This is a genomic window from Deltaproteobacteria bacterium (genome assembly GCA_028818775.1).
In the GTDB taxonomy this organism is placed as follows: Bacteria; Desulfobacterota; Binatia; order UBA9968; family JAJDTQ01; genus JAJDTQ01.
Window position 1 is genome coordinate 1 of record JAPPNE010000056.1, and the last position, 24,915, is coordinate 24,915.

23 protein-coding genes are annotated in these 24,915 nt (G+C 67.6%); 17 read left to right on the forward strand and 6 right to left on the reverse strand.

What is annotated here, in order from left to right; all coding sequences use genetic code 11:
- The 3 genes from OXU42_07120 to OXU42_07130 form a co-directional block, all read left to right on the forward strand.
- A partial coding sequence (locus OXU42_07120; GenBank protein ID MDE0029152.1) for a hypothetical protein occupies positions 1 to 444 on the forward strand: 444 nt, incomplete at its 5' end.
- A gap of 102 nt (positions 445 to 546) precedes the next feature.
- Positions 547 to 996: an ABC transporter substrate-binding protein gene (locus tag OXU42_07125; GenBank protein MDE0029153.1), complete on the forward strand. Its 450-nt coding sequence runs from the start codon at positions 547 to 549 to the stop codon at positions 994 to 996.
- Positions 997 to 1,019: 23 nt separating this feature from the next.
- Positions 1,020 to 1,814, forward strand: coding sequence for an ABC transporter substrate-binding protein (locus OXU42_07130; protein MDE0029154.1), 795 nt, complete (start codon positions 1,020 to 1,022; stop codon positions 1,812 to 1,814).
- Positions 1,815 to 2,039: 225 nt separating this feature from the next.
- On the opposite strand, the gene OXU42_07135 is transcribed toward OXU42_07130, so the two are convergent.
- Entirely contained in the window at positions 2,040 to 2,288 is a 249-nt protein-coding gene (locus OXU42_07135; protein ID MDE0029155.1) for a DUF2191 domain-containing protein, read from the reverse strand.
- A 149-nt stretch (positions 2,289 to 2,437) separates the two neighbouring features.
- Here OXU42_07135 and OXU42_07140 point away from each other — a divergent pair, with 149 nt between their 5' ends.
- Entirely contained in the window at positions 2,438 to 3,535 is a 1,098-nt protein-coding gene (locus OXU42_07140; GenBank protein ID MDE0029156.1) for an alpha/beta fold hydrolase, read from the forward strand.
- Between the two features lie 78 nt (positions 3,536 to 3,613).
- Positions 3,614 to 3,829: a DUF2283 domain-containing protein gene (locus tag OXU42_07145; protein MDE0029157.1), complete on the forward strand. Its 216-nt coding sequence runs from the start codon at positions 3,614 to 3,616 to the stop codon at positions 3,827 to 3,829.
- A gap of 92 nt (positions 3,830 to 3,921) precedes the next feature.
- Here the strand turns inward: OXU42_07145 and OXU42_07150 are convergent, their stop codons facing one another.
- Complete coding sequence (locus OXU42_07150; GenBank protein MDE0029158.1) at positions 3,922 to 5,559, reverse strand: pyridoxal-dependent decarboxylase; 1,638 nt, start codon at positions 5,557 to 5,559, stop codon at positions 3,922 to 3,924.
- 194 nt (positions 5,560 to 5,753) lie between these two features.
- Between OXU42_07150 and OXU42_07155 the strand changes: the two genes are divergently transcribed.
- Complete coding sequence (locus OXU42_07155) at positions 5,754 to 6,389, forward strand: glutathione S-transferase family protein (protein ID MDE0029159.1); 636 nt, start codon at positions 5,754 to 5,756, stop codon at positions 6,387 to 6,389.
- A 56-nt stretch (positions 6,390 to 6,445) separates the two neighbouring features.
- Here OXU42_07155 and OXU42_07160 read toward each other — a convergent pair whose 3' ends face one another.
- Positions 6,446 to 7,156 carry an HAD family hydrolase gene (locus OXU42_07160; GenBank protein MDE0029160.1) on the reverse strand — a complete coding sequence of 237 codons (711 nt, stop codon included), beginning with the start codon at positions 7,154 to 7,156 and terminating at the stop codon, positions 6,446 to 6,448.
- 288 nt (positions 7,157 to 7,444) lie between these two features.
- Here OXU42_07160 and OXU42_07165 point away from each other — a divergent pair, with 288 nt between their 5' ends.
- From OXU42_07165 to OXU42_07175, 3 genes are read left to right on the forward strand one after another with little or no spacing between them, the layout of a single operon-like run.
- The gene (locus OXU42_07165) at positions 7,445 to 8,590 is read left to right on the forward strand and encodes an alanine--glyoxylate aminotransferase family protein (protein ID MDE0029161.1); all 1,146 of its coding nucleotides are present in this window, start codon (positions 7,445 to 7,447) and stop codon (positions 8,588 to 8,590) included.
- The gene (serA, locus tag OXU42_07170) at positions 8,590 to 10,272 is read left to right on the forward strand and encodes a phosphoglycerate dehydrogenase (protein MDE0029162.1); all 1,683 of its coding nucleotides are present in this window, start codon (positions 8,590 to 8,592) and stop codon (positions 10,270 to 10,272) included. The genes OXU42_07165 and serA overlap by 1 nt, the downstream gene beginning before the upstream one ends.
- 10 nt (positions 10,273 to 10,282) lie before the next feature.
- Positions 10,283 to 11,581 (forward strand): adenylosuccinate synthase, encoded by a 1,299-nt coding sequence (locus OXU42_07175; GenBank protein MDE0029163.1) that lies wholly within the window; start codon positions 10,283 to 10,285, stop codon positions 11,579 to 11,581.
- 9 nt (positions 11,582 to 11,590) lie between these two features.
- Here the strand turns inward: OXU42_07175 and ggt are convergent, their stop codons facing one another.
- Entirely contained in the window at positions 11,591 to 13,288 is a 1,698-nt protein-coding gene (ggt, locus tag OXU42_07180) for a gamma-glutamyltransferase (protein MDE0029164.1), read from the reverse strand.
- Positions 13,289 to 13,419: 131 nt separating this feature from the next.
- Here ggt and OXU42_07185 point away from each other — a divergent pair, with 131 nt between their 5' ends.
- The 5 genes from OXU42_07185 (at position 13,420) to OXU42_07205 (ending at position 19,901) form a co-directional block, all read left to right on the forward strand.
- Complete coding sequence (locus OXU42_07185) at positions 13,420 to 15,420, forward strand: ATP-dependent helicase (GenBank protein MDE0029165.1); 2,001 nt, start codon at positions 13,420 to 13,422, stop codon at positions 15,418 to 15,420.
- A gap of 108 nt (positions 15,421 to 15,528) precedes the next feature.
- Positions 15,529 to 16,404 carry a fused MFS/spermidine synthase gene (locus OXU42_07190; protein ID MDE0029166.1) on the forward strand — a complete coding sequence of 292 codons (876 nt, stop codon included), beginning with the start codon at positions 15,529 to 15,531 and terminating at the stop codon, positions 16,402 to 16,404.
- Positions 16,367 to 17,068, forward strand: a complete 702-nt coding sequence (locus OXU42_07195) for a M12 family metallo-peptidase (protein ID MDE0029167.1) — start codon at positions 16,367 to 16,369, stop codon at positions 17,066 to 17,068. Before OXU42_07190 ends, OXU42_07195 begins: the two co-directional genes overlap by 38 nt.
- Positions 17,065 to 18,999 (forward strand): acetoacetate--CoA ligase, encoded by a 1,935-nt coding sequence (locus tag OXU42_07200; GenBank protein MDE0029168.1) that lies wholly within the window; start codon positions 17,065 to 17,067, stop codon positions 18,997 to 18,999. The genes OXU42_07195 and OXU42_07200 overlap by 4 nt, the downstream gene beginning before the upstream one ends.
- A 62-nt stretch (positions 19,000 to 19,061) precedes the next feature.
- Positions 19,062 to 19,901, forward strand: a complete 840-nt coding sequence (locus tag OXU42_07205; GenBank protein MDE0029169.1) for an SDR family oxidoreductase — start codon at positions 19,062 to 19,064, stop codon at positions 19,899 to 19,901.
- Positions 19,902 to 19,917: 16 nt separating this feature from the next.
- Here OXU42_07205 and OXU42_07210 read toward each other — a convergent pair whose 3' ends face one another.
- Complete coding sequence (locus OXU42_07210) at positions 19,918 to 20,889, reverse strand: LLM class flavin-dependent oxidoreductase (protein ID MDE0029170.1); 972 nt, start codon at positions 20,887 to 20,889, stop codon at positions 19,918 to 19,920.
- 171 nt (positions 20,890 to 21,060) lie between these two features.
- Here OXU42_07210 and OXU42_07215 point away from each other — a divergent pair, with 171 nt between their 5' ends.
- Entirely contained in the window at positions 21,061 to 22,191 is a 1,131-nt protein-coding gene (locus OXU42_07215) for an alpha/beta hydrolase (GenBank protein MDE0029171.1), read from the forward strand.
- On the opposite strand, the gene OXU42_07220 is transcribed toward OXU42_07215, so the two are convergent.
- Positions 22,181 to 23,365, reverse strand: a complete 1,185-nt coding sequence (locus OXU42_07220; GenBank protein MDE0029172.1) for an alpha/beta fold hydrolase — start codon at positions 23,363 to 23,365, stop codon at positions 22,181 to 22,183. The two genes, OXU42_07215 and OXU42_07220, sit on opposite strands and share 11 nt — an antisense overlap.
- Positions 23,366 to 23,463: 98 nt before the next feature.
- On the opposite strand from OXU42_07220, the gene OXU42_07225 reads away from it, so the two are divergent.
- Positions 23,464 to 24,510 (forward strand): alcohol dehydrogenase catalytic domain-containing protein, encoded by a 1,047-nt coding sequence (locus OXU42_07225; protein MDE0029173.1) that lies wholly within the window; start codon positions 23,464 to 23,466, stop codon positions 24,508 to 24,510.
- An 80-nt stretch (positions 24,511 to 24,590) separates the two neighbouring features.
- Positions 24,591 to 24,915: extradiol ring-cleavage dioxygenase (locus OXU42_07230; protein ID MDE0029174.1), on the forward strand; the 325-nt coding region annotated here is incomplete at its 3' end.

The following is a 24,915-nucleotide window of genomic DNA, read 5'->3' on the forward strand; positions in this document are numbered from 1 at the left end:
GCCTATCCCCTCATCCCCGCCGTTAGGAAGATGGGCCGCTCGCATCGCTTACGGTACATCGGCGGGCGGCTCAAGAGCGACTACCGCTATTCCATCGGCCTCGTCTACAATACCTTTCCGATGCCGCCCAAAGGCGCGGATCTCTCCAGTTTGGAACCGCTGGGTCAGGCAGTGCTCGACGCCCGAGCCGCCCATCCGGGCGCGACGCTGGCCGATCTCTACGATCCTGACCTGATGCCTCCTGACCTGCGCCGGGCGCATCAAGCGCTCGATCGTGCGGTGGATCGGCTTTACCGGCGCACCGGGTTCGCTTCCGAGCGCGAGCGTGTCGAGCATCTGTTCATGCTCTATGAGAAGATGCAAACGCCTCTTCCAGCTTCGGTGAAGCGGAAGCGGCGTTCAGTGCGTCGCAGACTCTCGAGGGATCTCAAAGTCAAGAAATAGGGAAGTGTCGTGCACGCTCTAACCGAATTTCATCGCGAGTCGGTGACAACGCATGGCGATCCCGGTTTCCACGGTCGTGCGCTGGAATGGAGGACGTTTGCAATGATCCGCAATTCCTGCGAACGGGCAGCGTTCCGAGCGTGTGCGATCGCGATGCTGCTGGGTGCGGCGGGCCTGTTGCTGGCCGGCGCGGCGGCGGAGCCGACGACGGCGCGGGCGGACGAGCCGGCCGCGCTCAAGATCGGATCACTGATGGACTTAAACAGCGGTTCGGCAGAGGTCTACAGGGACAGGCAGCGGGCGTTCGAACTCGCGATCGAGCATGTCAACCAAGGCGGCGGCGTGTTCGGCTTGCCCGTGACGTTTGCGGTCGGCGACACCACGGCGGACCCGGAGAGGGCGGTCGCGACGGCACGGCGTCTCGTCGAGATCGAGAGCGTGCACGCCATCGTCGGCCCCAACGCCAGCGTCAACGCGCTGCCGGTGGCTGAGCGGGTGATCGGTCCAGCCGCCATCCCACCGTCAGCTTCTCGGCCACGTCGCCGGAGCTGACCGGCGTCGCCGATAACGATTTCCTGTTTCGAACCGCGCTTTCCGACGTTTGCCAGGGACCCGTCCTCGCCCGTGTCGCACGCGAGCGGGGCTTTGAGAATGTCGGCCTAGTCTATGTCGACGACCCCTGGGGGCGGGGCCTTGCCGGCGCCTTCGAAGCGGCCTGGGACAGACCCGTCAAGGCCGTTCCGGTGGACCGCGGTCAGATCGGCTTTCTGGCCGCGCTGCGCGAGTCCGAGAGCGGAGGCGCACAGGCCCTTGTGGTGATCGCCCCGGAGGCGGCTGCCCTGACCATGGTCCGCGAGGCGATCGATAACGGCCTGTATGACAACTTCGTGTTCGGCGACGCCGCCAAGCGGTTGAGCCTCGTCCGATCGCTGGGCGGCGCTCGCCTCGGCAACATGTACGGCACCGGGCCGGCTTCGGCGCCGGAGAGCGCCGCGTCCGCAGCGTGGGAGGCGGCCTATGTCGCCGAGTACGGCACGTTACCGGTGCTCGCCTACGTCAAGGAAACCTATGACGCCACGGTTGCTCTGGCGCTTGCGGCGCAGGCTGCGGGCCGGGTGGACGGCGCCGCGATCCGCGACCGGTTGCGCGCGGTCGGTGGTTCGCCGGGCACGGTCGTCGGCGCGGGCCCGCAGGGCGTCGCCGAGGCGCTCCGCATCCTCGCCCGAGGCGGGGAGATCGACTATGAAGGCGCCTCCGGCGGCATGGACTGGGACGAGAACGGCGATCTGCGCCGCGGCCACATCGGCATCTGGCGCTTCACCGAGGACGAGCGGATCGAGGAGGTTCGAGCGGTGGCGTTCGAGAAATGAGGTCGCCGGTTTCGACGTCACCAGGGAACCGGATTGGTTTCGTTTCGGGCGGTCGCGGCCGATTTCGCTCGACAAAAATGCGCCAGGGCGCGCCGAAATTGCAATCGATCCGCTTACAGTATGCTTACGGCTGTTGTGGAGTGACAAGGAGATCGAGAAAAAACGCCGCTAATTCAGCCACTTACTGGCTAGGGAAGAACCGGCTCTCATTTGTGTCGATCGCGATCACGACGACTCGGGCTCCCCGTAGATCAAGCCGCGCAGGTCCTGCCACGAGTACGCTTCAAGGGGATCCGCCACGCCGGGATCTCCCTCGCTCAGGTCGGGCAACCGGTATGGCCTCGGGGATTCGGCGGACGCGAGTACGCGGCGCAGGCCTTCCTCCACCACCGCACGTAGCGGGCTCCCCGTATTCCTCGCGTGCTGCTTGGCGCGCGCCAGCAACTCGTCGTGAATGTCAACAGTCGTCTTCATGGTTGCCATACTAACAATACTATACAGTATGGGCAACCCATAAGATATTGCCGGCCGTTGTGACTTGCAGCCGCCCGTTGCCCACACAAGCATTCCCGTGCATATTCGTCCACATATCAGTGCAAATCTTTCAACCTGGAGGACCCTTCATGGCCGGAGCCGCAACCCTGGACGAGATCAAGGACCGCATCCGCAAGCGCGTGGGCAAGCGCAGCCCCTTCCACCTCATGGATTCCACGGAAGCCGAGGGCGCACTGGCAGAACTGACCAGCCTGGAGGCCGACGCCTGGGCGGAAGCCTGGAGCAAGCCCGGCGCGCGTTGGGAAAAGACCGCGAAGGAAGCGGAGGAAAACGGAAACGCCACGGAGGCCAAGGCCGCCTACTTCCAGGCCGCCGCCTGGTACGGCGCCGGGCGCCACCCCTTCCCCAGTTCACCGGGCAAGCAGGAAGCCTACCGCAAGACCATCGAAAACTACCTGGCCGCCTCGCGCTACTTCGATCCGCCGCTGGAGCGCATCGCCCTGCCCTTGCGCGACAAGGAGGTCGTCGGCTACCTGCGCCTGCCCGCCAAGCGGCCCGCGCCGGTCATCATGCACTGGGGCGGCATCGACAACTGGAAGGAAGAGCGCCACAGCTTCGTCGAATCCATGCTCGCCGAGGGCTGGGGCTGCTTCATCATGGACAGCCCCGGAACCGGCGAGTCCCCGGTGCCCGCCTCGGACACCGCCCACGAGGTCTACACCACGGCCCTGGACCACCTCGTTACCCGGCCCGAAGTGGATTCGAGCCGCATCGCCGCCCTGGGCGCCAGCTTCGGCGGCTACTGGTCCACCAAGCTGGCCCACGTGGAGCCCGAGCGCCTGCGCGCAGCGGTCAACTGGGGCGGCGGCATCCACGGCTTCTTCCAGCCCGACTGGCAGCAGAGGTCGCGCAACGCCTCCTCCTACCTCTTCGACCTCATCGAGGCTCGCGCCAACCTCTTCGGCAAGCGCACCTTCGAGGAACTCTGCGAGATCATGCCCATCCTCTCCCTCAAGGACCAGGGCCTCCTCGACAACCCCTGCGCCCCCATGCTCCTGGTCAACGGCAAGGACGACCTCCAGGTCCCCATCGAGGACTTTTTCATGCTCCTCGAATGCGGCGACCCCAAGACCATGCGCCTCTTCCCGGGAGGACACATGGGCGAGTCGCCGGACGTGTTTCCGACGATTTTGAGGTGGCTGCATAGGGAGTTGGATGGGGAGTGACGGAAGAATTGCAACAGCGGGAACCGTGAGACGATTCACAATGCTTTCTTCGATCGCGGTTTTTCGAAAGGAAGAACGATGAAGCTGCACTACTATCCCGAAACCGACAGCCTGTACGTCGAATTCAAGGCAGGACCAGGCACCGAGACGCGCGAGGTTGCCGGGGGCCTCAATGTCGATCTCGATGCTCACGGTGACGTCGTCGGCTTCGACATCGACAATGCTTCCAGACGACTCGACCTCTCCACCTTGGAAACCGAAGCGCTGCCGGTGCGGACTTATCGGGCGGGGTGACGAGAACGTGCCCGGCATAGGTTGAGCGGATAGACTCGGATTACTTCCGGACGATTGAGCCCCTGCCGCCCGACACGTGCGGCCGACCCGCCCTACCCCACCTTCTCCCGCGCCTCCATGATCTTGTGCACCACGGCCTCCACGTCAGCCTCATCGATGAACGGGGACAGGATGTACGACTTCAGGGCGTAGATGGGCTCGCCGTAGGCGGTGCGGCGGTAGCAGTCGGTGGCGGAGATGACGACGCCGCGGCCGGCCATGGCTTCGGAGTGGACGTACTGGAAGACCTTGCGGTTGAAGTCGTTGTGGGCCAGCAGGGTGTCGCGGAAGGCGGGGTCTTCGAACTCCTGGCGCTTGATGGCGAACGTGTCCACGCCCGGCGGATAGGCGCGGAACAGGCTCACGGTGCCGAAGTTGTCGCGGTTGACGACGGTGGTGCCTTCGTGGCCTTCGAGGTGCTCGCGCAGGAGCTGAGCCATTTCCACGATGTGCCCCAGTACCACCTGCAGGCCCTGGCGGCCGAACAGGCGGTAGTTGGCGATGGCGGCGAGGGGGCCGGTGCCGGCGCGGGAGGTCTCCAGCGTGTACATGCCGGGCCGGTGCTCGCCGAAGTGGTAGAGGTAGGGCATCTGCGCCGGGTCCCGGGCCAGGCGCGTCAGGTCGGCGCGGTCCTTGGCCAGCACCAGGCTTGAGATGTACGGCGCGAAACCGGTCTTGTGGAAGTCCACCCCCACGGAGTCCGCCAGCGGCAGGTGGCGCATGCGGCGGCACGCCCCCGCCAGGGCGCGCAGGGTACGCGGCCGGAAACCCAGGGGGTTGGCCTCGAAGTCGTAGTCGTTGAAGACCGCCCACGCCCAGCCGATGACCGCGTCGGCGTGGATGTGCGGGCGGTAGGGGAGCCGGAATTCATCCACCAACCCGTCCCGCAGCACCGCGATGGCCCCGAGGTCGTCGAGGCCGAACGAATCGGTGGTGCCCATGGTGGCGATGATGGCGGCGATCTTCCGGCCTTCCGACAATGCCTTCCGGGCGGCCTCCTCCAGTTGCGCCACGTCGATCTCGTTCTCCGGCGTCGTCGGCACCGTGATGAGGTTGCGCGTGCCCAGGCCGAGCCAGCCGGCGATGTTGGCGGCGCAGTAGTGCCCGGTGTCCGACACCAGAATCACGGCGTCCTGAGACACCCCGTTCTGGATGGTGTCCGGGCAGGCCTTCTCCAGCCCCATTTTGACCCCGTAGAGGGATGTGCCGGTGCCGCCGAAGGTGAACACCCCGCCGGACCGCTCCGGGTCGTAACCGATGAGCCCCGCGGTGATGCCCGCGGCCTCCACCTCGGCCAGCGCCACCAGCCGGCTGTACTCGTCCCAAGCGACGTTGGGGTTGTACAAGGCGGCCAACAGGACGCCGATCACGCTGGGGATGGTGGGCGGCGGGATCACGTTCTGCTGCGTGCGCGGGTGGCCGAAGAGCGTCATGCCGCGCAGGTAGCCCACGAGCTCGGCAGTCACCGCCTCCACCGACGACGTCCCCTCCGCCAAGGTCGCCGTGCGCGCCGCCTCGAAATCGCCTGCCGTCAGCTCACCGAGGATCGGCAACTCACCCTTCAGCGCGTCCACTTGGTCGAGGGCGCGCATGATGGAGTGGATGAAGTAGGAGTCGTGGATGGGATTGGAGACCGGCTGGGGAAACGCCAGCCGCACCTTGTCCAGAATGTCGCGATAGGGTGTCGTCATGGAGTATCGTCCTTGGAATCGGTTACGGGAAAATGCATCCTCCAAGGTTCAGTCTACAGGAAATCGCTGAACTCGCCATAAATCGTCCGGCGGCAAGCCAGACTGAGCCGTGAACCGCGCCGTCGCGCGAACGATCCGCAACTCAAGGTCGCTCCGCAAGACAGCGGATCGCCGGACCAGCGAAAGGAACCACGATGATCACCCTCTACAGCAAGGCGACCTCCAACGGCCGCAAGGCCTCCATCATGCTGGAGGAATCGGGCTTGGACTACACCGTCCAGCCCATGGACCTGGACAACCGGGAACAGAAGGAAGACTGGTACCTGGCCATCAACCCCAACGGTCGGATTCCCTGCATCGTGGACGACGACGGCCCCGGCGGCAAGGCCGTCACCGTGTTCGAGTCCGGCGCCATCCTCATCTATCTCGCGGAGAAGTCGGGGCGGCTGCTGCCCCAGGATCCCAGCGTGCGCATGGAGGTCCTCAACTGGCTCTTCTTCGCCTCCGGCCACATCACTCACACCGGGCTCGGCGTGCACTGGCAGGTCCGCCGCCGCGACGCCGGCGAGGAGCACGCCCACCTGAACGTGTGGCAGACGGAAAACAACCGCGTCTACGGCGTACTCAACCGCGGGCTGGAAGGCCGGGACTACCTGGCCGGCGACTACTCCATCGCCGACGTGTCCGCGTACCCCTGGATCTACCGCTGGCGGATGCAGGAAATCGATCTCGACAGCTATCCCAACGTGCGGGACTGGCTGGCCCGTGTCGGCGCCCGGCCGGCGGTGAAGCGAGGGTTGCAGATTCCGCCACGGGACGACGACTTTTAGTCGCCTTCGCGATCCCGACAAGTTCACCGAAACACGAAGACAGCCCAAATGGCGCCCTACCCGAACAACCCCATCAATGCCTCCACCGCCGCCCGCGTGTCCGAGAAGTCCGCCAACAGTTCGTCCGGCTCGATCTTCCGCAACTCCTCCAACGGGTTGTAGCGCCCCGTGGCCACGAGCAGGCACTTCATGCCGTTGCTCCTCGCGGCTTCGAGGTCCCGTGGGGTGTCGCCGACGATGACGCAGTGGCGCGGCTCCACCGCGACCTTCAGATGCGCGCTCCACCGTTCCATGGCGATGCGGGGGAGGTCGTTGCGGTTGGCGGAGTCGCTGCCGAAGGCGCCGGGGCCGATGTGCTGGCCGACGCCGGCGGCCTGGAGCTTGAGGCGGGCGGTGACCTCCATGTTGCCGGTGACGACGCCGAGGCAGAGGTCCGGCATGCGGCTCAGCTCGCCCACCAGCTCGGGGACACCGGCGAGAGCGCGCACACGGGTGGGGCCCTCGGTAATGGCGCGGGTGTAGCATTCCTTGAGGTTCGCGCTGAAGGCGGCTCCGTCCTCCGGCCTCCATTCCACGTCGTGGCCGCCGGTGTCGAAGATCTCCTGCAGGATGATCGGGTCGGTCTTGCCGTCGGGGCGGATGGTGCGGATGTCGCCGGGGACGCCGAAGGTCTTGAGGATGGCCTCGTTGAAGGCCACGTGGCCCTCCTGGGAGCGCAGCAGCGTGCCGTCGAGGTCGAAGAAGACGATTTTGGGTGCGTTGGCCATGACGGACTGGAAACTTATATGCTCGCGGCGTACATGGAAAGGGACTACGCGAAGCCGGCCGTCTGATTGACAAAGACGCCCGTGCGGGTTACGAAGAAAAACGCACAACTGGCGTGTACGTGGAGCTTACCACGAGGGAGTGCAAGTGTGGCTTTGGCCGCACCTGACTGCTGGACGGCCGAACGCCTGGGTCTCTATGCCAGAGAGGTTCAGGCTTTTTTTTGTGCAAAACCCGTCTCGTTCACCTTCCGTTGAGAGGACAACCCATACGCCATCGGATGTAAGCCCATGATCAAGCATTACCTCCTTTCTCCCGGTCCGACGCCTATTCCCAACGAAGTGCAGTTGGCCATGGCGCAGACCATGATCCACCACCGGACGCCGGAGTTCGCGGCGGTCCTGGAGGAGGCGCGGCAGGGGCTGAGGACACTGTTCGGCACGAAGAACGACGTCATCATCCTGGCCTCGTCGGGTACCGGCGCCATGGAGGCTGGGGTGGCCAACCTGTTCTCGCCGCGGGACAAGGTCATCGTGGTCAACGGCGGCAAGTTCGGCGAACGCTGGCTGCGCATCTGCCGCGCCTATGGCCTCGACGTGGTGGAGGTCCCGGTGGAATGGGGCACGGCCGTGGAGGTGAGCGCGGTGGAGCAGGCGCTCCGGGCCAACCCCGACACCAAGGGCGTGCTGATCCAGGCCAGCGAGACCTCCACCACGACGCTTCACCCGGTTCGCGAGATCGCCGCGCTCACGCGCGACAACGGGCCGCTGCTGCTGGTGGACGGCGTGACCGCGGTGGGCGTGCTGTCGGTGCCCATGGACGACTGGGGCATCGACGTGCTGGTGACGGGCTCCCAGAAGGCGATGATGCTGCCCCCCGGTCTGGCCTTCATCGGCCTCAGCGACCGGGCCTGGCAGAGGACCGCGGAAACCGGTTCCCCGCGCTTCTACTTCGACCTGAACAGCGAGCGCAAGGGACAGGCCAAGGGCTCCACCGCGTACACGCCGGCGGTGTCGCTGGTGTTCGGACTGTGCGCCGCCCTGAAGCTCATGCACGAGGAAGGCCTGGAGCGCGTCTACGCACGGCACGACCGCATGGCCCGGGCCACCCGCGCGGCGGTGACGGCCATGGGGCTCAAGCTCCTTTCTCCGGACAACCCCAGCCCCGCGGCCACGGGGTTCTACGTTCCCGACGGCTCCGACGGCGACGTGCTGCTCGACTACCTGCGGGCGCACATGGGGGTCACCCTGGCGGAGGGACAGGATCACCTGTCGGGAAAGGTCATCCGCATCGCCCACGTGGGCCACATGGGCGCATTCGACGTGATCGTGGCCATCAGCGCGCTGGAGATGGCGTTTCGAAAGTTTGATCTGCCGGTCACCCTCGGCAAGGGCGTGGCCGCGGCCCAGGATATCCTCATGGAGGCGCTGGATTGATGGAAGAGCTTCGGGAGCAGGAGGACGAGGCGCCTCTGTACGGGAACCTGATGAAGCCGCCCATGACGGCGGAAACGACCAGGAGTGACGGCGACATGATAAAGGTACTGGTTTCGGACCCCCTGCCGGACGTGGGTCTGGAAGTCCTGAACAAGGCGGCAGACATCGACGTGGACGTCCGCGTGGGCCTCGAGCCCGACGAGTTGAAGGAGATCATCGGCGGCTACGACGGGTTGATCCTGCGCAGCGGCACCAAGGTGACCGCGGACGTCCTCGAGGCCGCCGGCCGGCTGAAGATCATCGGCCGCGCGGGCGTGGGCGTGGAGAACATCGACGTGGACGCCGCCAGCCAGCGCGGCATCGTGGTGATGAACACCCCCGGCGGCAACAACGTCACCACCGGCGAGCACACCATATCGCTGATGATGGCCCTGGCGCGGCACATTCCCCAGGCGGTGGCGTCGGTCAAGAGCGGCAAGTGGAGCCGGCAGAAGTTCACCGGCGTGGAGCTGTGCAACAAGACCCTGGGGGTCATCGGCCTGGGCAACGTCGGGCGCATCGTCGCCGAGCGCGCCCTGGGCCTGCGCATGAAGGTGCTGGGCTACGACCCCTTCATCCCCGCGGAAGCGGCGGCGCGCATGGGCGTGGAATCGGCGAGCCTGGACGACATCTACGCGCGCGCGGACTTCATCACGGTGCACGTGCCGCTCATCGAGGAGACGCGCGGGCTCATCAACCGCGAAACCATCGCCCGGATGAAGGACGGCGTGCGCATCATCAACTGCGCGCGCGGCGGCATCGTGGACGAGAACGACCTGGCCGAAGCCATCAAGGAAGGCAAGGTGGCGGGTGCGGCGGTGGACGTGTACGTGGAGGAGCCGCCGGGGCCGGACCACCCGCTGGTGCAACTGGAGCAGGTGGTGACCACGCCGCACCTCGGCGCGTCCACCGACGAGGCCCAGCTCAACGTCTCCATCGCGGTGGCGGAGCAGGTGCGGGACTACCTCGTGGACGGGGTCATCCGCTACGCCGTCAACGCTCCCAGCGTGAGCCAGGACCTGCTGCGCGAGCTGCAGCCCTACCTGACCCTGGGCGAAAAGCTCGGCAGCCTGCACGTGCAGTTGCTGGGGCGTTTCCCCGAAGAGATCCAGATCGAGGGCGGCGGCGACGTGGCGCAGTACGACATCGCCCCCATCGCCATGGCCGTGCTGAAGGGCGTGCTGAGCTTTGCCCTGGCGGAACGGGTCAACTACGTGAACGCGCCGTTCATCGCGCAGGAACGGGGCATCAAGGTGGTCCAGTCCAAGAGCGAGAGCGCCGAGGACTTCGCCAGCTACATCAAGGTGCGGGTGCGCACGCAGGGCGAGGAGGCGGAGATCGAGGGCGCGCTCTTCGGCACCAACAACCCCCGCATCGTGCGCATCAACGAGTTCTACTTCGAGGCCGTGCCCGAGGGGCACATCCTGGTGTCCTACAACCGTGACGTCCCCGGCGTGGTGGGCGCGCTGGGCTCGCTGCTGGGCGACAACGGCATCAACATCGCCGGGCTGGAACTGGGGCGGGAGCGGGCCGGCGGACGCGCCATCTCGTTCATCCACGTGGACAACGCCGTGCCCAAGGAAGTGATGGACAAGTTCCGGGCGCTGCCCGAGGTCATCTCCTCGACGGCCGTGAGGCTGTGAGGCGCGGCAGGTGGCGAACGTCGCGGTCATAGGCGCCCAGTGGGGCGACGAGGGCAAGGGCAAGATCGTCGATCTGCTGGCCCGGCGGTCCGACGTGGTGGTGCGCTTCCAGGGCGGCAACAATGCCGGCCACACCCTGGTGGTGAACGGCAAGAAGACCATCCTGCACGTGATCCCCTCGGGCGCGCTCCACGAGGACAAGGTCTGCGTCATCGGCAACGGCGTGGTGCTGGACGCCGAAGTGCTGCTGGACGAGCTGCAAGAGCTGCGGCGCGAGGGGCACCTGCGGGACAAGCGCCAGCTCCGCATCAGCGAGCAGGCGCACCTGATCATGCCCTACCACAAGGCCATCGACGTGGCGCGGGAACGCATGCGCGGCGAGGGCAAGATCGGCACCACCGGCCGGGGCATCGGCCCCACCTACGAGGACAAGGCCGCGCGCGTGGGCATCCGCGTCGTGGACCTGCTGGAGGAGGACACCTTCCGCGCCAAGCTCGAGCACAACATCGCGGAGAAGAACGTCTACCTGAAGGCCATCCTCAAGGAGGAGGCGCTGGACTTCGACGACATCCACCGCACCTACGGCGGCTATCGCGACAGGCTGGCGCCGTATGTCGCCGACACCGGGGTGCTGCTGGAGGAATTCTTCCGCGAAGGCAAGAACGTGCTGTTCGAGGGCGCCCAGGGGACCCTGCTAGACCTCGACCACGGCACCTATCCGTACGTCACCTCGTCCAACACGGTGATCGGCGGCGTATGCAGCGGCGCGGGCGTCGGACCGCGGCACATCCACGAGGTCATCGGCATCACCAAGGCCTACACCACCCGGGTGGGCGGCGGACCGTTTCCCAGCGAGCTCACCGGGTCCGAGGGCGACAAGCTGCGCCAGGACGGCGACGAGTACGGCGCCACCACCGGGCGGCCGCGGCGGTGCGGCTGGTTCGACGCGGTGGCGGTGCGGCACGCGGTGCGCCTGAACGGCCTCACCGGCCTCGCCCTGACCAAGCTGGACGTGCTCACCGGGTCGCCCCGAATCCGCGTGTGCACGGCCTACCGGGTGGGAGGCAGGCTCCTGCGCCACTTTCCCGCGAGCCTCAAGGTGATGGAGACCCTGGAGCCCGTGTGGGAAGAGTTCCCCGGCTGGCAGGAGCCGGTCACGGACGCCCGCAGCGTCGCCGACCTGCCCGCCAACGCGCGGCGCTACATGGAGCGGCTGGAAGAGCTCGTGGAGACGGAGATCGTCATCGTCTCCGTGGGACCGGACCGCGACCAGACCATCCTCCTCAAGAACCCCTTCGACGCCCGCTGAACCGGCGCCTCAGCGCACCGTGTTCCCCTTCCGTGGGTCCGAGGCCGCGGTGATGCCGCGCCCCGCCACCCCGATGGCCTGAACCGCGCCCTGGAGACGGCCGCGCCGCACCGCGTGGCCCCTGCCCGCCAACAGCGCCACCGCCTCGTCGCTCACCCCGACCTCCGCTTCCAGCGTGCATTGCGCATCCGGCACCGCGTGGACGCGCGGCGCGGCCACCGCCTCCGCCAGGGGCATGCGGAAGTCCACCACGTTGAGGATGGTCTGGAGCACCGCCCCGGTGGTCTGCGCCCCTCCCGACCCGCCGACAATCAGCTCCGGCCGGTCGTCCCGCAACAGGATCACGGGGGTCATGCCGTTCGCCGGCCGCGTGCGCGGCCTGAGCGCGTTGAGAGCGTTCGCGCCGGACTCGCCGGAGCCGCCGGGCAGCGAGAAGTCGCGCATCCGGTTGTTGAGGATGATCCCGGTCTCGCGCACCAGCACCTTGGCGCCGAAGGCGCTGCCGAGGGTCAGGCTCATGGAGACGGCATTGCCCTCTCCGTCGAGCACGCCGACGTGGTTGGTGGCGGCGTGCGCCCGCGGCCGTGGCGCGGCGCCCGCCGGGGCCGCGGGCGCGGCCCGTTCCATGGAGATCTTCCGGCGCACCGCGGAAGCGCGTTCAGCCGAGGTGAAGCGCCGGACCGGGAATTCACCGGCATCCGGATCTCCCAGGGTCGTCAGCATCTCGTCCATCCCGGCCTTGGTCGTTTCCGCGATCAGGTGCAGGTAGGCTCCCGAGTTGTGGCGGAACCGGTCCGGCCCATAGCCCTCCAGGACGTGGAGCAACCCCACGAGCGCCACTCCCCCGAGGCTGGGCGGCGGCACGGTCAGGACCGTCCGGCCGCGGTAGCCGCCGATGACGGGCGGGCGCCAGGCGGGCCGGTAACTTTGGAGATCGTCCAGGTTCACGGCGCCGCCGTCGCGCTGGATGCGCGCGGCCGCCGCCTGTCCGGCCGCGCCCTCGTAGAACGCCGCGGCCCCGTCCCGGGCGATGGCCTTCAGGGTCTCCGCCAACTCCGGCTGCCGGATCGTGGCGCCGACCTCGTAGGGCGCCCCGGAAGCCTTGAGGAAGATGCGCGAGAAGTTGGGACGTTGCCGCAGCGCCGCCAGGTTCGCGTCGATGGCCCCGCGGAAACGCGGCGTCACCGGCACTCCCTCGACGGCATGGCGGATGGCCGGGGCCAGCACCGTCTCCAACGGCAGGCTGCCGAAGCGATTCAGGGCTTCCACCAGGCCCGCCACGGTACCCGGCACCGCTACCGCGGGCGCGCCGGTGTCGGGCGGGCGTCGTGCACCGCCCTCGCGGTACAGCTCCGGGGTGGCCGCGGCGGCCGAGACTTCCGTGAAGTCCAGCGCGTGCACCCGCTTCTCCCCCGCCCGGTAGAACAGCATGACCCCGCCCCCGCCGAGGGGCGAGGAGGGGGGATCGAGCACGGCCAGGGCAAACGCGGTGGCGACTCCGGCGTCCACCGCGTTGCCCCCCTGCTCCAGGATGTTCATGCCCGCCCGGACGGCGGCCGGATGATACGCCACCACCACCCCGTCAAGACGGGACTGGGCCAGCGACGTCGAAGACCCCGGGAAGCAACAGACGAGGAGGAACGCGAGAGTGAACACCGCGGAAGCGGAACGATTACGGAGTGCAAGGGTCAGGATGCCGGACATCATGGATCCCATCCGGTCGAAGGCTCGTGCCTGTTTAGTAATTCGCCCGCGGGTTTGCAAACGGAAATCTTTGCGGGCGACCCGGGTTGTGTTACTTTTGTCCGGAGCAACGTCGGAGAGACCTCGGAGAGACCTTGGCGCGCAAATACGTCCTGAAGAACATCGACACGGAGCCGCGAGACCCGTCATCCGCCATCGCCTACGAGGAGGAGCTCAACGAGGCGCAGTGCCAGGCGGCGATGTTCCTCGAGGGACCGCTCCTGGTCATCGCGGGCGCCGGCACCGGCAAGACCCGGACGCTGGTGTACCGGGTGGCGCGTCTCATCGAGCGCGGCATCGATCCCCGGTCCATCCTGCTGCTCACCTTCACCCGGCGCGCGGCCGAGGAGATGCTGCGGCGCGCCAGCCTGCTCACCGACTCCCGCTGCGAGCGCGTCGCCGGCGGCACCTTCCACTCCTTCGGCAACATGGTGCTGCGCCAGTACGGCCAGCTCCTGGGCCTGGCGCCGGGCTTCACCATCATGGACCGCGGCGACAGCGAGGACGTGATCCAGCTCCTGCGCGCCCAGATGGGCCTCGACAAGCGCGACAAGCGCTTTCCGCGGAAGCAGACCATCGGCGAGATCCACAGCCTGGCGCGCAACACCCAGGTGCCGCTTACGGACCTGGTGCAGCGCGAGTACTCGCACCTGGCGGACTACCTGGAAGAGCTGGTCACCATCACCGAACGCTACCAGGCCTACAAGCGCGACAAGTCGCTGCTGGACTACGACGACCTGCTCACCTGCCTGAAGGATCTGCTGGACTCCCACGAGGACCTGCGCGGGCGTCTGTCCGACCGCTTCCGCTTCATCATGGTGGACGAGTACCAGGACACCAACCGGCTCCAGTCCGACATCATCCGCCGCTTGGCGTTCACCCACGACAACGTCATGGCGGTGGGCGACGACGCCCAGAGCATCTACTCGTTCCGCGGCGCCAACTTCCGCAACATCATGGACTTCCCCAACCAGTTTCCAGGGGCCGCCCTGATCCCGCTGGAGGAAAACTACCGCAGCACCCAGCCGATTCTGCGGCTCACCAACGAGATCATCATGCGCGCGGCGGAACGCTACGAGAAGACGCTCTTCAGCCGCAAGAGCGAGGGCGAGGTGCCGCTGCTGGTGCAGGCGGAGAGCGAGCACACCCAGTCGCGCTTCGTATGCCAGCGCATCCTGGAACTGCGGGAGGAAGGGGTGCCGCTGTGGGACATGGCGGTGCTGTTCCGCTCGAGCTTCCACTCCTTCGACCTGGAGATCGAGCTGGCGCGGCACGACATCCCGTTCGTCAAGCGTGGCGGCTTCCAGTTCATGGAGACCGCCCACATCAAGGACGTGCTGGCGCACCTCAGGATCCTCAGCAACCCCAGCGACGCGGTGTCCTGGGGCCGGGTGCTGATGCTGCTGGAGGGGGTCGGGCCGCAGATGAGCCGCAAGCTCATCGACCGGATCCTGGCCCGGGAAGACCCGCGCCGCGGCCTGCTTGAGGTGGAGTCCCGCGGCCGCGCCGCCCAGGGACTCAAGACCCTCGCCCGGGTCCTGGACGAGTGCGTCGAGCGCACCCGGCCGGCGGACATGGCCCAGTACCTGATGCAGTACTATCTTCCCATCCTCAAGCGGAAGCACGCCGACGACTACCCCAAGCGGCTGCGCGACCTGGAGCATTTCCAGAGCCTCACCGAGCGCTACCAGAGCATCGAGAGGCTGTTGAGCGACATGGCGCTGGAGCCTCCCTCCGCGAGCGTGGACGAGGCCCTTCCGGTGGACCCGGACGAAGGACCGCTCGTGCTTTCCACCGTGCACTCCGCCAAGGGGCTGGAGTGGCATTCGGTGTTCGTCATCTGGGCGCTGGAGGGGCGCTTCCCGTCCTACTACAACACCAACAGCCTGGAGGAGCTGGAGGAGGAGCGGCGGCTGCTGTACGTGGCCGCCACCCGCGCCAAGGAAAACCTGTTCTTCTCCTACCCCGCGCGGGTGTACGACCGGAACCTGGGGATGGTGTTCTCGCGCCCGTCCCAGTTCATCGACGGCATCCCCGAGGATCTGCTGGAACCCATGTCGCTGGTCCATGAAGACTCCTGGTACAGCCAACTGTGACGCCGTGGGCGGCGACGCCCGGCCGGCCGCCTGACCGTCATGCGGCGCCTTCTGGCCTGGCTCGCGGAGTGCGGGAAGCCCTTGTCGGCGGTGTCACCGGGAACCCTGATGTCAATGCTGGCGCCCCTGGGGCGCGGTTGGTCCACCACTCTTTACGAGAAGGACACCCGCTACCACCGCATCCGCGTGGAAGAGACGCGGGAGCGGCGCTACCTCTACTTCGACGGGACCTTGCAGAGCTCCATGAACCGCAAGGACCCCACCTCCCTGGAGCTGGTGTACTCGCGCTTCGCCTCCCTGGGACTTGTGCTGCGGCCCGACGCCGCAAGGGTGCTGTTCATCGGGCTCGGCGGCGGCTCCATGGCCAGGACGTTCCATGAGGCGTGTCCGGAGATGGAGATCGACAGCGTCGAGATCGACCCGGAGGTCGTCGAGGTGGCGCGGGAGTTCTTCGACTTCCGCGAGGACCCGCGCCAGCGCGTCCACTGTGGCGACGGGCGCACGTTCCTCACCTTCACCGAGGAACGTTACGACCTGATCCTGCTGGACGCCTACTACGCGGACAACATGCCGTTCCACCTGATCACCCGGGAGTTCCTGGACACCGCCCTTGACAGGCTGAGCGCCGGCGGCGCCCTGGTGGTCAACCTCATCGGCGCGCTCCGCGGACCCGAAAGCGGGTTCATCCGGGCCGCCATCAAGACTCTGGAGGGGGTCTTCCCGCAGGTCTACACCTTCCCCACCTTCGGCAACCGCGCCCACGTGCTGAGCGAGATCCAGAACGTGGTGGTGCTGGCCAGCAAGGCCCCGAAGCGCATGAGCGTGAAGGAGATGGAGCGCCGGGCCACCGACCTCGGCCGGCACCTGTTCCCCGAGCCCCTCAGCAAGATACGCCGCTGCTACTACAAGGGTCCGCTGGAGCAGGACGACGTGGAGACCCTCGCCGATGAGAACGCGCCGCTGGATAATCGGGTTCGCCTGTAGCGCGCTGCTGCTGGCGGGGTGCCCCGCCGGGCGCCCGGAGCGCGGGGCCGTGCCGGTGCGGGAGGTGCGCGTCAAGGTCGTCGCCGACCCGGCGTTGCGGCGGGCGGACGCCGGGTGGCGCCATACCGCCCGGGAGTTGCTGCGCGCCGCCTCCGACTACTACGAGAGAGACTTCGGCATCCGGTTCGCGCTCCAGGCCGCCGAGGCCTGGCCCGTGCAAGGCACCACCACGTCCTCGGTGGTGCTCATGCGCCGCCTCAAGCGCGCGTATCCGTCGGCGGGCGGCGTGCTGCCCTACGACGTCGTCATCGGCCTGACCCAGCAGCCGCTCAACTTCTACCGGGGCGGGCGCGCGCGCGCCGATCGCTTCGGCAACTGCACCGAGGGGCTGGGCAACTACATCGTGAGCCACGTGGGCGAGGACTTCACATATAACGACGGTGAACTGAACCATGACGCGGCCGCGATCATCCACGAGATGGGGCACCTGTTCGGCGCCGTCCACACCGATGATCGCGAGTCGATCATGCACGCGGATTTCGATCTCAGGAGCGGATTCGACGCTCCGAACCGCGCCGTCGTCATGGGAAACCGCCTGTGCCCGTTCGCCGGCGGCCTGTCCGGTCGGACCGGCGGAGAACCCGTCGCGGAGCGGAGACCATGACGCCTCTCTGGACACCCACGGGACAGCAGGTCCGGGATTCCCATCTGCACCGTTTCCGTGAGCGGCTGCGCGCCGACCATGACATTCCAGACGATTCCTTTGCCGCGCTGCACCGCTGGAGCGTGTCGCGGCTGGAGGATTTCTGGGCGGCGGCGTGGCTGGACGCCACGGGACAGGCGCCCGCCGGGCCGGTGCTGGCGGACGGCGCCATGCCCCCGGCCGGGCGCCTGGAGCGCGAGGTGTGGTTCCCCGGCACGCGGTTCAACTTCGCCGAGCAGCTTCTCCGGCACCGTGACGAGCGTGTCGCCATCATCGAGGAGAACGAGCTTGGCCAGTGCCGCGCGGTGACGTTCCGGGAGCTCCATGCCCTCACCGGCCGCTGCCAGGCCGGCCTTCGGCGCGCCGGTGTCGGACCCGGGGACCGGGTCGCGGGCTACCTGCCCAACGTGCTGGAGACCGTGGTGGCCATGCTGGCGACGGCCTCCCTGGGCGCGGTATGGACCGCCACCTCCGCGGACTTCGGGTTCCAGGGAGTGTTCGACCGTTTCAGCCAGATCCATCCGAAGGTGCTGGTGTCGGCGGACGGCTACTCCTACAACGGCAGGCGCCACGACTGTATCGACAAGACCCGGCGGCTGGTGGATGCTCTCCCCGCCTTGGAACGGTGGGTGGTGGTCGCGGGCGCGGACGCGCGGCTGCCCGGCGGCGCCACGGCGTGGGAGTCGTTTCTCGAGGCGGAGCCCGCCGAACCGACGTTCGCCGATGTTCCCTTCGACCACCCGGTGTACATCCTCTACACGTCGGGCACCACGGGGCTGCCCAAGTGCATCGTGCACGGTGCGGGCGGCACCGCGCTCAAGCACCACGTGGAGCACAAGCTCCACACGGACGTCGACCGCGACGACACGGTCTTTTTCTTCACCACCTGCGGCTGGATGATGTGGCACTGGCTCGTGAGCGGACTGGCGCAGGGAGCGACGGTGGTCCTGTACGACGGCAGCCCCGCCTACCCGAATCACGACAGGCTGTTCCGCCTCGCGGAGGACCACGGCATCACGGTGTTCGGCACCAGCCCGAAACTGCTGGCCACCCTCGAGAAGAACGGGTTCCACGCCGCGGGCAACTACCGGCTCGACGGCCTGCGCGCCGTGCTCTCCACCGGGTCGCCGCTGGAAGCCTCCCAGTTCCACTACGTCCACGACGCCGTCAAGCCGGACGCGCAGGTCTGCTCGATTTCGGGCGGCACGGACATCATCGGCTGCTTCGTGCTCGGGAACCCCATCTCGCCGGTCTACCCGGGGCAGATCCAGGGACCCGCCCTGGGCGTGGACGTCGCCGTCTTCGACGAGCAGGGACGCCCGCTGGCGGGTGAGCAGGGGGAGTTGGTATGCCGGAAGCCGTTCCCTTCCATGCCGCTGGGCTTCTGGAACGACCCCGGCGACGCCCGCTACCGCGAGACCTACTTCGACACCTACCCCGGAGTGTGGTGTCACGGCGACTACATCGAGGCCACTCCCGAGCATGGGTTCGCGATCCACGGCCGCAGCGACACGACGCTGAACCCCGCGGGAATCCGGTTCGGCACCGCGGAGATCTACCGTATCGTCGAACGGCTACCCTTCGTCCAGGACAGCATCGTCGCCGGCTACCGGCATGAGTATGAAACCAGGGTCGCGTTGTTCGTGGTGCTGGACCGGCCCCTGGACCCGGAGACGGCCGACGCCATTCGCGCGGCCATCCGCGCCCAGGCCACGCCGCGCCACGTGCCGGCTATTGTGCGGCAAATCAGCCAGGTACCGGTGACACGGAACGGGAAGAAGGTGGAGAAGGCGGTGTCCGCCATACTCAACCACGAGCCGGTCCGCAACCGGGAAGCCTTGGCGAACCCGGAGGCCCTGGACGAAATCGAGGCCTGCATTCGCGGCTCCTGACGGCACACGGGCGCGCCGTGACCCCGACACGCGGGCGGCATGACGCGCCGGAGGGACAAAGCATGGAAGCGATCAAACGAGGCGAACGCGTGAAAGGCAAGGTGGCGCTTGTGGCGGGAGCCGGGTCCATCGAGCCCGGGTGGGGCAACGGCAAGGCGGCGGCGGTGCTCTACGCGCGCGAGGGAGCGCAGGTGTTCGCGGTGGACTTTCGCCTGGAGGCGGCGGAGGAAACCAGGACCATCATCGAATCCGAGGGAGGCACTTGCGCGACGTTCGCCGCGGACGTGACCTCGGAAACGGATGTCAAAGCCATGGTGGACGCCTGCCTGAATACCTTCGGCCGCATCGACATCCTCCACAACAACGTCGGCGGCCAGGGGCCGGGGCGTTGGGTCCTGGACATCGAGCGCGACGACTGGGATGCCGTGCTGGCGCGCAACGTGACCTCGGTGCTGCTCACCTGCAAGGCCGTGATCCCCATCATGATCCGCCAGGGCGGCGGCGCCATCGTCAACATCTCGTCCATCGCCAGCATGCGCCACGTCAACGTGCCCACCGCCTCCTATTCCGCGGCCAAGGGCGCCGTCAACCAGCTCACCCTGAACCTGGCCCTGCAATACGCCGACAAGCACATCCGCGCCAACTGCGTGCTGCCGGGCTACATCGACACGCCGTTCACCCGCCGGATCGTCGCCGGCAAACCCAGCTACGAGTACAAGGGCTTCACCTCGGCGGACGAATACCGCAAGGCCCGCGACGCCATCGTCCCGCTGGGCCGCGGCGGCACCGCCTGGGACGTGGCCCGGGCCGCGCTCTTCCTGGCCTCGGACGACGCCGACTACATCACCGGCGTCATGCTGCCGGTGGACGGCGGCGTCACCGCTACCTGCCCCGGCGTATGATCGTGTCGTGCCGGCATTAGAGGGTGCGCGCGAACTCGCCCAGAAATTCAAGGGTGCGCCGGCGGCTGGACTCGGGGGCACTGCCGGCGGGCAGGACGCTGACCATGATCTCCGCGGCGCCGAACGAAAACAACTCCAGCAGCCGGCGCCCGGCTTCCTCCTCGTCACCCGAGACCACCAGCGACTTCAGCATCGACGTGCTCCACGCCCGCTGTTCCGCTTCGGCGAAGCCGGCGATGCGGTACATCTCGACGTACGGGTCCCGCCGCATGTACGAGTCGAAGCGCTCTCTCGCCACGGCTTCGACTTCATCCCAGTCGTCGTGGAGGCTCACGGCCACGTGGGCGATAAGCGGTGGCGCAGGCTGCCCCGCCTTTTCCGCGCCCGCGGCCATGGCCGGCAGCGCGTGGTCGCGCAGGTAGGCGCCGGGACACAGCCAGCTTATGGCGCCGTCGGTGCAGGCCCCGGCAAGCTCGAAGGACTTGGGGCGCACCGCCGAGATCAGCACGGGAACGTCCACGGGCACGTTGTCCGCGGTCTGAGCGCGGTAGAAACGTCCGTTGAAGTTCACCGCCCCCTCCCGCAGCACGGAGCGGACGATTTGCACGTACTCGGTCAAGTGGCCCAGGGGGCGCTCGAACGCGAACCCGTAGGTGCGCTCGATGGGCGCCTTGTTGCCCGGCCCCAACCCGAGCCGGAAGCGGCCCGGCGCGAGCTGGGCCATGGCCTCGCAGTACTCCACGAAGGCCAGCGGGTGGCGCGGCCAGGTCAGCACGATGGCCGTACCCAGTTGGATGGTCTCGGTGCACATGGCCGCGGCCGCCAGGATGCTCGGCGTGTCCCGCCGGATGTTGTTGTCCGCGGTCCTGGGACCGCCGGTGGTGAGCCACACCGCCTGGATCCCCAAAGACTCCGCCTCGCGAATGTCGTCGAGCACGCCCTGAACATCGGCCCCCGGAATCTCGACTCCGACCCTTCGTTCCGCCATCGTGCACCTCCGCGGTTGACAATGCCTGTTGACCGCCGACACTAGCCCATCCCCACCGGGGAAGAAACCCGTGGCCGCACCGGGTTGGACATTCGACCCGGCCTTCGTTATCTGTTCGTACGAAGCGCCCGTGGCGCGCGCTACGAGACGCCCCACGAAACGGAGGCCGTGATGGAACCGAGAATGCGACCCCTGGAGGAGTTGAAACCGGAAATCCTGCGGCGCGCGGGCGGTGCCAATCCCTTCGAGTGGGTGAAGCCGGAGGACGCCGCCGAGGTGGTCGGATGGCTCGAATCCACCGAGGACGACCACTGGGCGGAAGTATGGGGCCGCATGGGCGCGCGCTACGAGGCGCTGGGCGAGGAACAGGAGAACAAAGGCGAACCGTGCGGCGAGTCCTACTACCTCGCATACGATTACTACCGCATCGGCCGCTATCCGGTTGCCTCGACACCGGGCAAGCAAGCCTGTTACGAGGCGTCGCTGCGGAACTTCCTGAAGGCCGCGCCGCACATGGACCCGCCGTTGGAGCGGGTGGAGATCCCCTTCGAAGGGAAGTCGCTCATCTGCTACCTGCAAATCCCGCGCGGCGCGAACCGGCCTCCGGTGGTGCTCCATTGGGGCGGCGTGGACGGCTGGAAGGAGGACCGGCGCCGGCCCAGCGAGGCTTTCCACCGGCTGGGCCTTGCCACCATGACCATCGACATGCCGGGGGCCGGCGAGAACCCCCTCCTCGCGACCGACCTCAAGGCGGAGCGCACCTTCTCCGCGGCCCTGGACTACCTGGAGACGCGGCCGGACGTGGACGGGTCACGCCTGGGCGCCATGGGCGGCAGCTTCGGCGGCTACTGGGCGGCCAAGGTGGCGCACGTGGAAGCGCAGCGGCTCAAGGGCGTCGTGGACTGGGGCGGCGGCGTGCACCTGACCTTCCAGGAAGAGTGGCTGCGACCGGCGCTGACGACCCGGGCGGAACAGTATCTCATGGGACCGGCCAGCCTGCTGGACGCGCGCGGGTACATCTTCCGCACCCGCGACCTCGACGAGATCCTGCGGCGGGCGCCGACGCTCTCGCTGGTGACGCAGGGACTCATCGACCAGCCGTGCGCGCCGCTGCTGCTCATCAACGGCAAGCTCGACGACCAGCACCCCATCGACGACTTCTACCTGCTGCTGGAGCACGGCGACCCCAAGGACGTGTGCATCTTCCCCGACGGAGGGCACATGGGCCGGGTGCCCGGCAAATCCAACGAGCCGGCGCTGAGCGTGCTGACGGAGTGGCTGCACCGGAAGCTCACGGGGTGAAGAACCCCTCCCTCACCGCCCACAGCCACAGGTGGGCGATCTTCTCGTTGTGGAGTTCGGCGTAGCCCACGTGGCCGTAGCGGGGGATCAGGACCACGTGGCAACGGGCGTTCGCCGCGGCATACTTGGCGGCCATGAACATCTCGCGCTTGTCTTCCAGGCGCTCTCCCTGGATCCAGTGCCCCCTGTCGTTCTCGCCTACCACCAACAGCACGCCGACGTTCCCGAGCCACTCGGGGTCGGGGTCCTGGAGGTGATCGTAGTACTCGTCCCGCGGAAGGCCCGTAGCCTCCACGTAGCGGTCAAGGATCCCGACTGCGCCGTTGTGCTGGTTGTCGCACAGGCTGGTCTTCATCTGGGAACGCATCGGGTTGGCCCACGCCATGTACTCCTCCGGGCCGCCCCAGGGGGTGAGGTCCTCCGGGTCCTCGTAGCGCGCCGCGCGAAAGCTCTCGGGCGAGCGGCGGGAGATCTGTTCCACGGGGACCTCGCTATACTCTTCGGCGCCGGTGCGCTCGCGCCATTCCTTGCGCCAGCCGTCCGGGCCGCCGGAGCCGAAGCCCAGCAGCCCGGTGATGCGGGCGCTCCGCACGAAGCGGTGCAGGTGCGCGGCCATGGGGCCGCCGGTGGAATGGCCGAAGGCGAGCACGTCCCGTCCCGGCAGGTGCGTGTCGGTGAGCAGCCCGGCGCCCTGCAGAATCGTGTTGAAGGTGCACTTGAGGCTCCGGTCCAGGATTTCCTTCACGGGAAGCTCCCGGTCGAGCAGGTAGACCGGCATGCGCTCGGGCACGGGCTCGGTCCACACGCCGCCCGGCGGGTAATGCCCCGGATAGGTGACGGCCAAGGTCGCGAATCCCTGGGACGCCAGCACCCGCGCCAGTCCCGGACGGCCGTCCGGGGTCGTGTCCATGATGCGCTCGCTGCCGGCGCCGCCGTGAAACACGACGACGGCCCGGCCGGGGTCGGCTTCCCGCTCGGGCGTGTAGAGCGTGCCGTGGATGTCCCACTGGTAACCGTTGCGCTCGTACCGCGCTGTTACCTCGCGGCTCGCGAACCCGGTCTCCGGGTAGGGCGCCGGCATGGCCAGCCAACCTTCCCAGTCCATCTCGAGGAGAAGCTCAGGTGCTCCCAAGCCCGCCCGTATCGCTTCAATGGTGCCGCTTCGCGTGTTCATGGGGTGCGGGGATACTACGGAACTCGTCGAGGGTCAACGAAGCGCGGATTTCCAGCGACGCGCGTTTCATAGTAGATTCCTCGTTCGAGATGCAATCCATGATGAAGGCAGTCGTCGTGAGAGAGTTCGGCGACGTTGACGTGATGCGGATGGAGCAGCTTCCCGTCCCGTCCCCCGGGGCGGGAGAGGTGCTGATCCAGGTACACTCGGTTTCGGTCAATCAGACGCTGGACATCGCGGTGCGGCAGGGCCGTTACCGCACCGACCTCCGGTTCCCGGTGGTGCTTGGCACCGATCCCGCGGGCGTGGTGGTGGCCGCCGGCGACGGAGTGGCGTCCACGCGCCGCGGCGAGCGGGTCGCGGTGGTGGCTTCCATCCGCTGCGGCGAGTGCCGCTTCTGCCTCATGGGCCGGGAGGACTCGTGCCCCCGGAGCAAGCACCTGGGGCTGGACCGCTGGGGCGGGTACGCGGAGTACGTGACCGTGCCGGCGGAGAATGTCTTCCCGATCCCGGAGAATCTGTCTTTCGGTGAAGCCTCGGTGGTCACGCGCCACTTCCCCACGGCCATCAACCTGCTGCTCAACCACGCGCAACTCGAACAGGGCGAATGGGTGCTGATCATGGGGGCGGCGGGGGCGCTGGGCAGTTGCGGCGTGCAGATCGCCCGGCACCAGGGCGCCCGCGTCATCGCGGCGGCGGGCGCCGATTCCAGGGCGCAAGGGGCCATGGGCTACGGCGCCGAGTTCGCCGTCAACTACCGGGAGCAGGACCTGGAGCGGGAAGTGCTGCGTATCACGGACGGCCACGGCGTCGACGTGCTGTTCGAGAACATCGCCGACCCGACGCTCTGGCCCGGGGCCTTCAACAGCCTCGCCTTCGCCGGCCGGCTCGTGACCGCGGGCGCCCACGGCGGCGGCACCGTACCGCTGGACGTGAAGCGGCTCTACCTCAGGCGCATCCGCATCACCGGGCAGCCCGGCGCCACCCGCAAGGACGTGGAACTGGCCCTGTCGCTGGCCGGCCGGGGAGAGGTCCGCGCCATCATCGACCGCACCATGCCGTTGGAGCGCGTGAAAGAGGCGCACGAGTTGCTGGAGCGGGGTGGGATCGTCGGCAAGATCGTGCTCGACCCTACCCTGGGCTGAATTGCCACAACAGGAACAGCCTGTTAGTTTGCTGTATCCGCGGTTCCCCCGCGTATCCCAAAACGAGAGGACAGGACTCCATGGCGCAACTCGTCACCATGCTCGGCATCACGCACAACCCCTTCATGCCGCGGCTGTTCAAGCAGGCGCAGCAGCCGCCGGGGGCGGCCAAGGTGCAGGAACGGATCGCGATGATGCGCGAGAAGCTGGCGCGGCACAAGCCGGACGTGCTCATCACCATCGGCAACGACCACCTGCACCAGTTCTTCATGGACAACATGCCGGCCTTCATGATCGGCAAGATGGACCGCTTCCACGGCACCTTCTACGACGAGGTGCGGGAGTTCGGACTGCCGGAGTGCGACGTGCCGGGCGACCTGGAGATGTGCAACCGGCTCCTGGAGG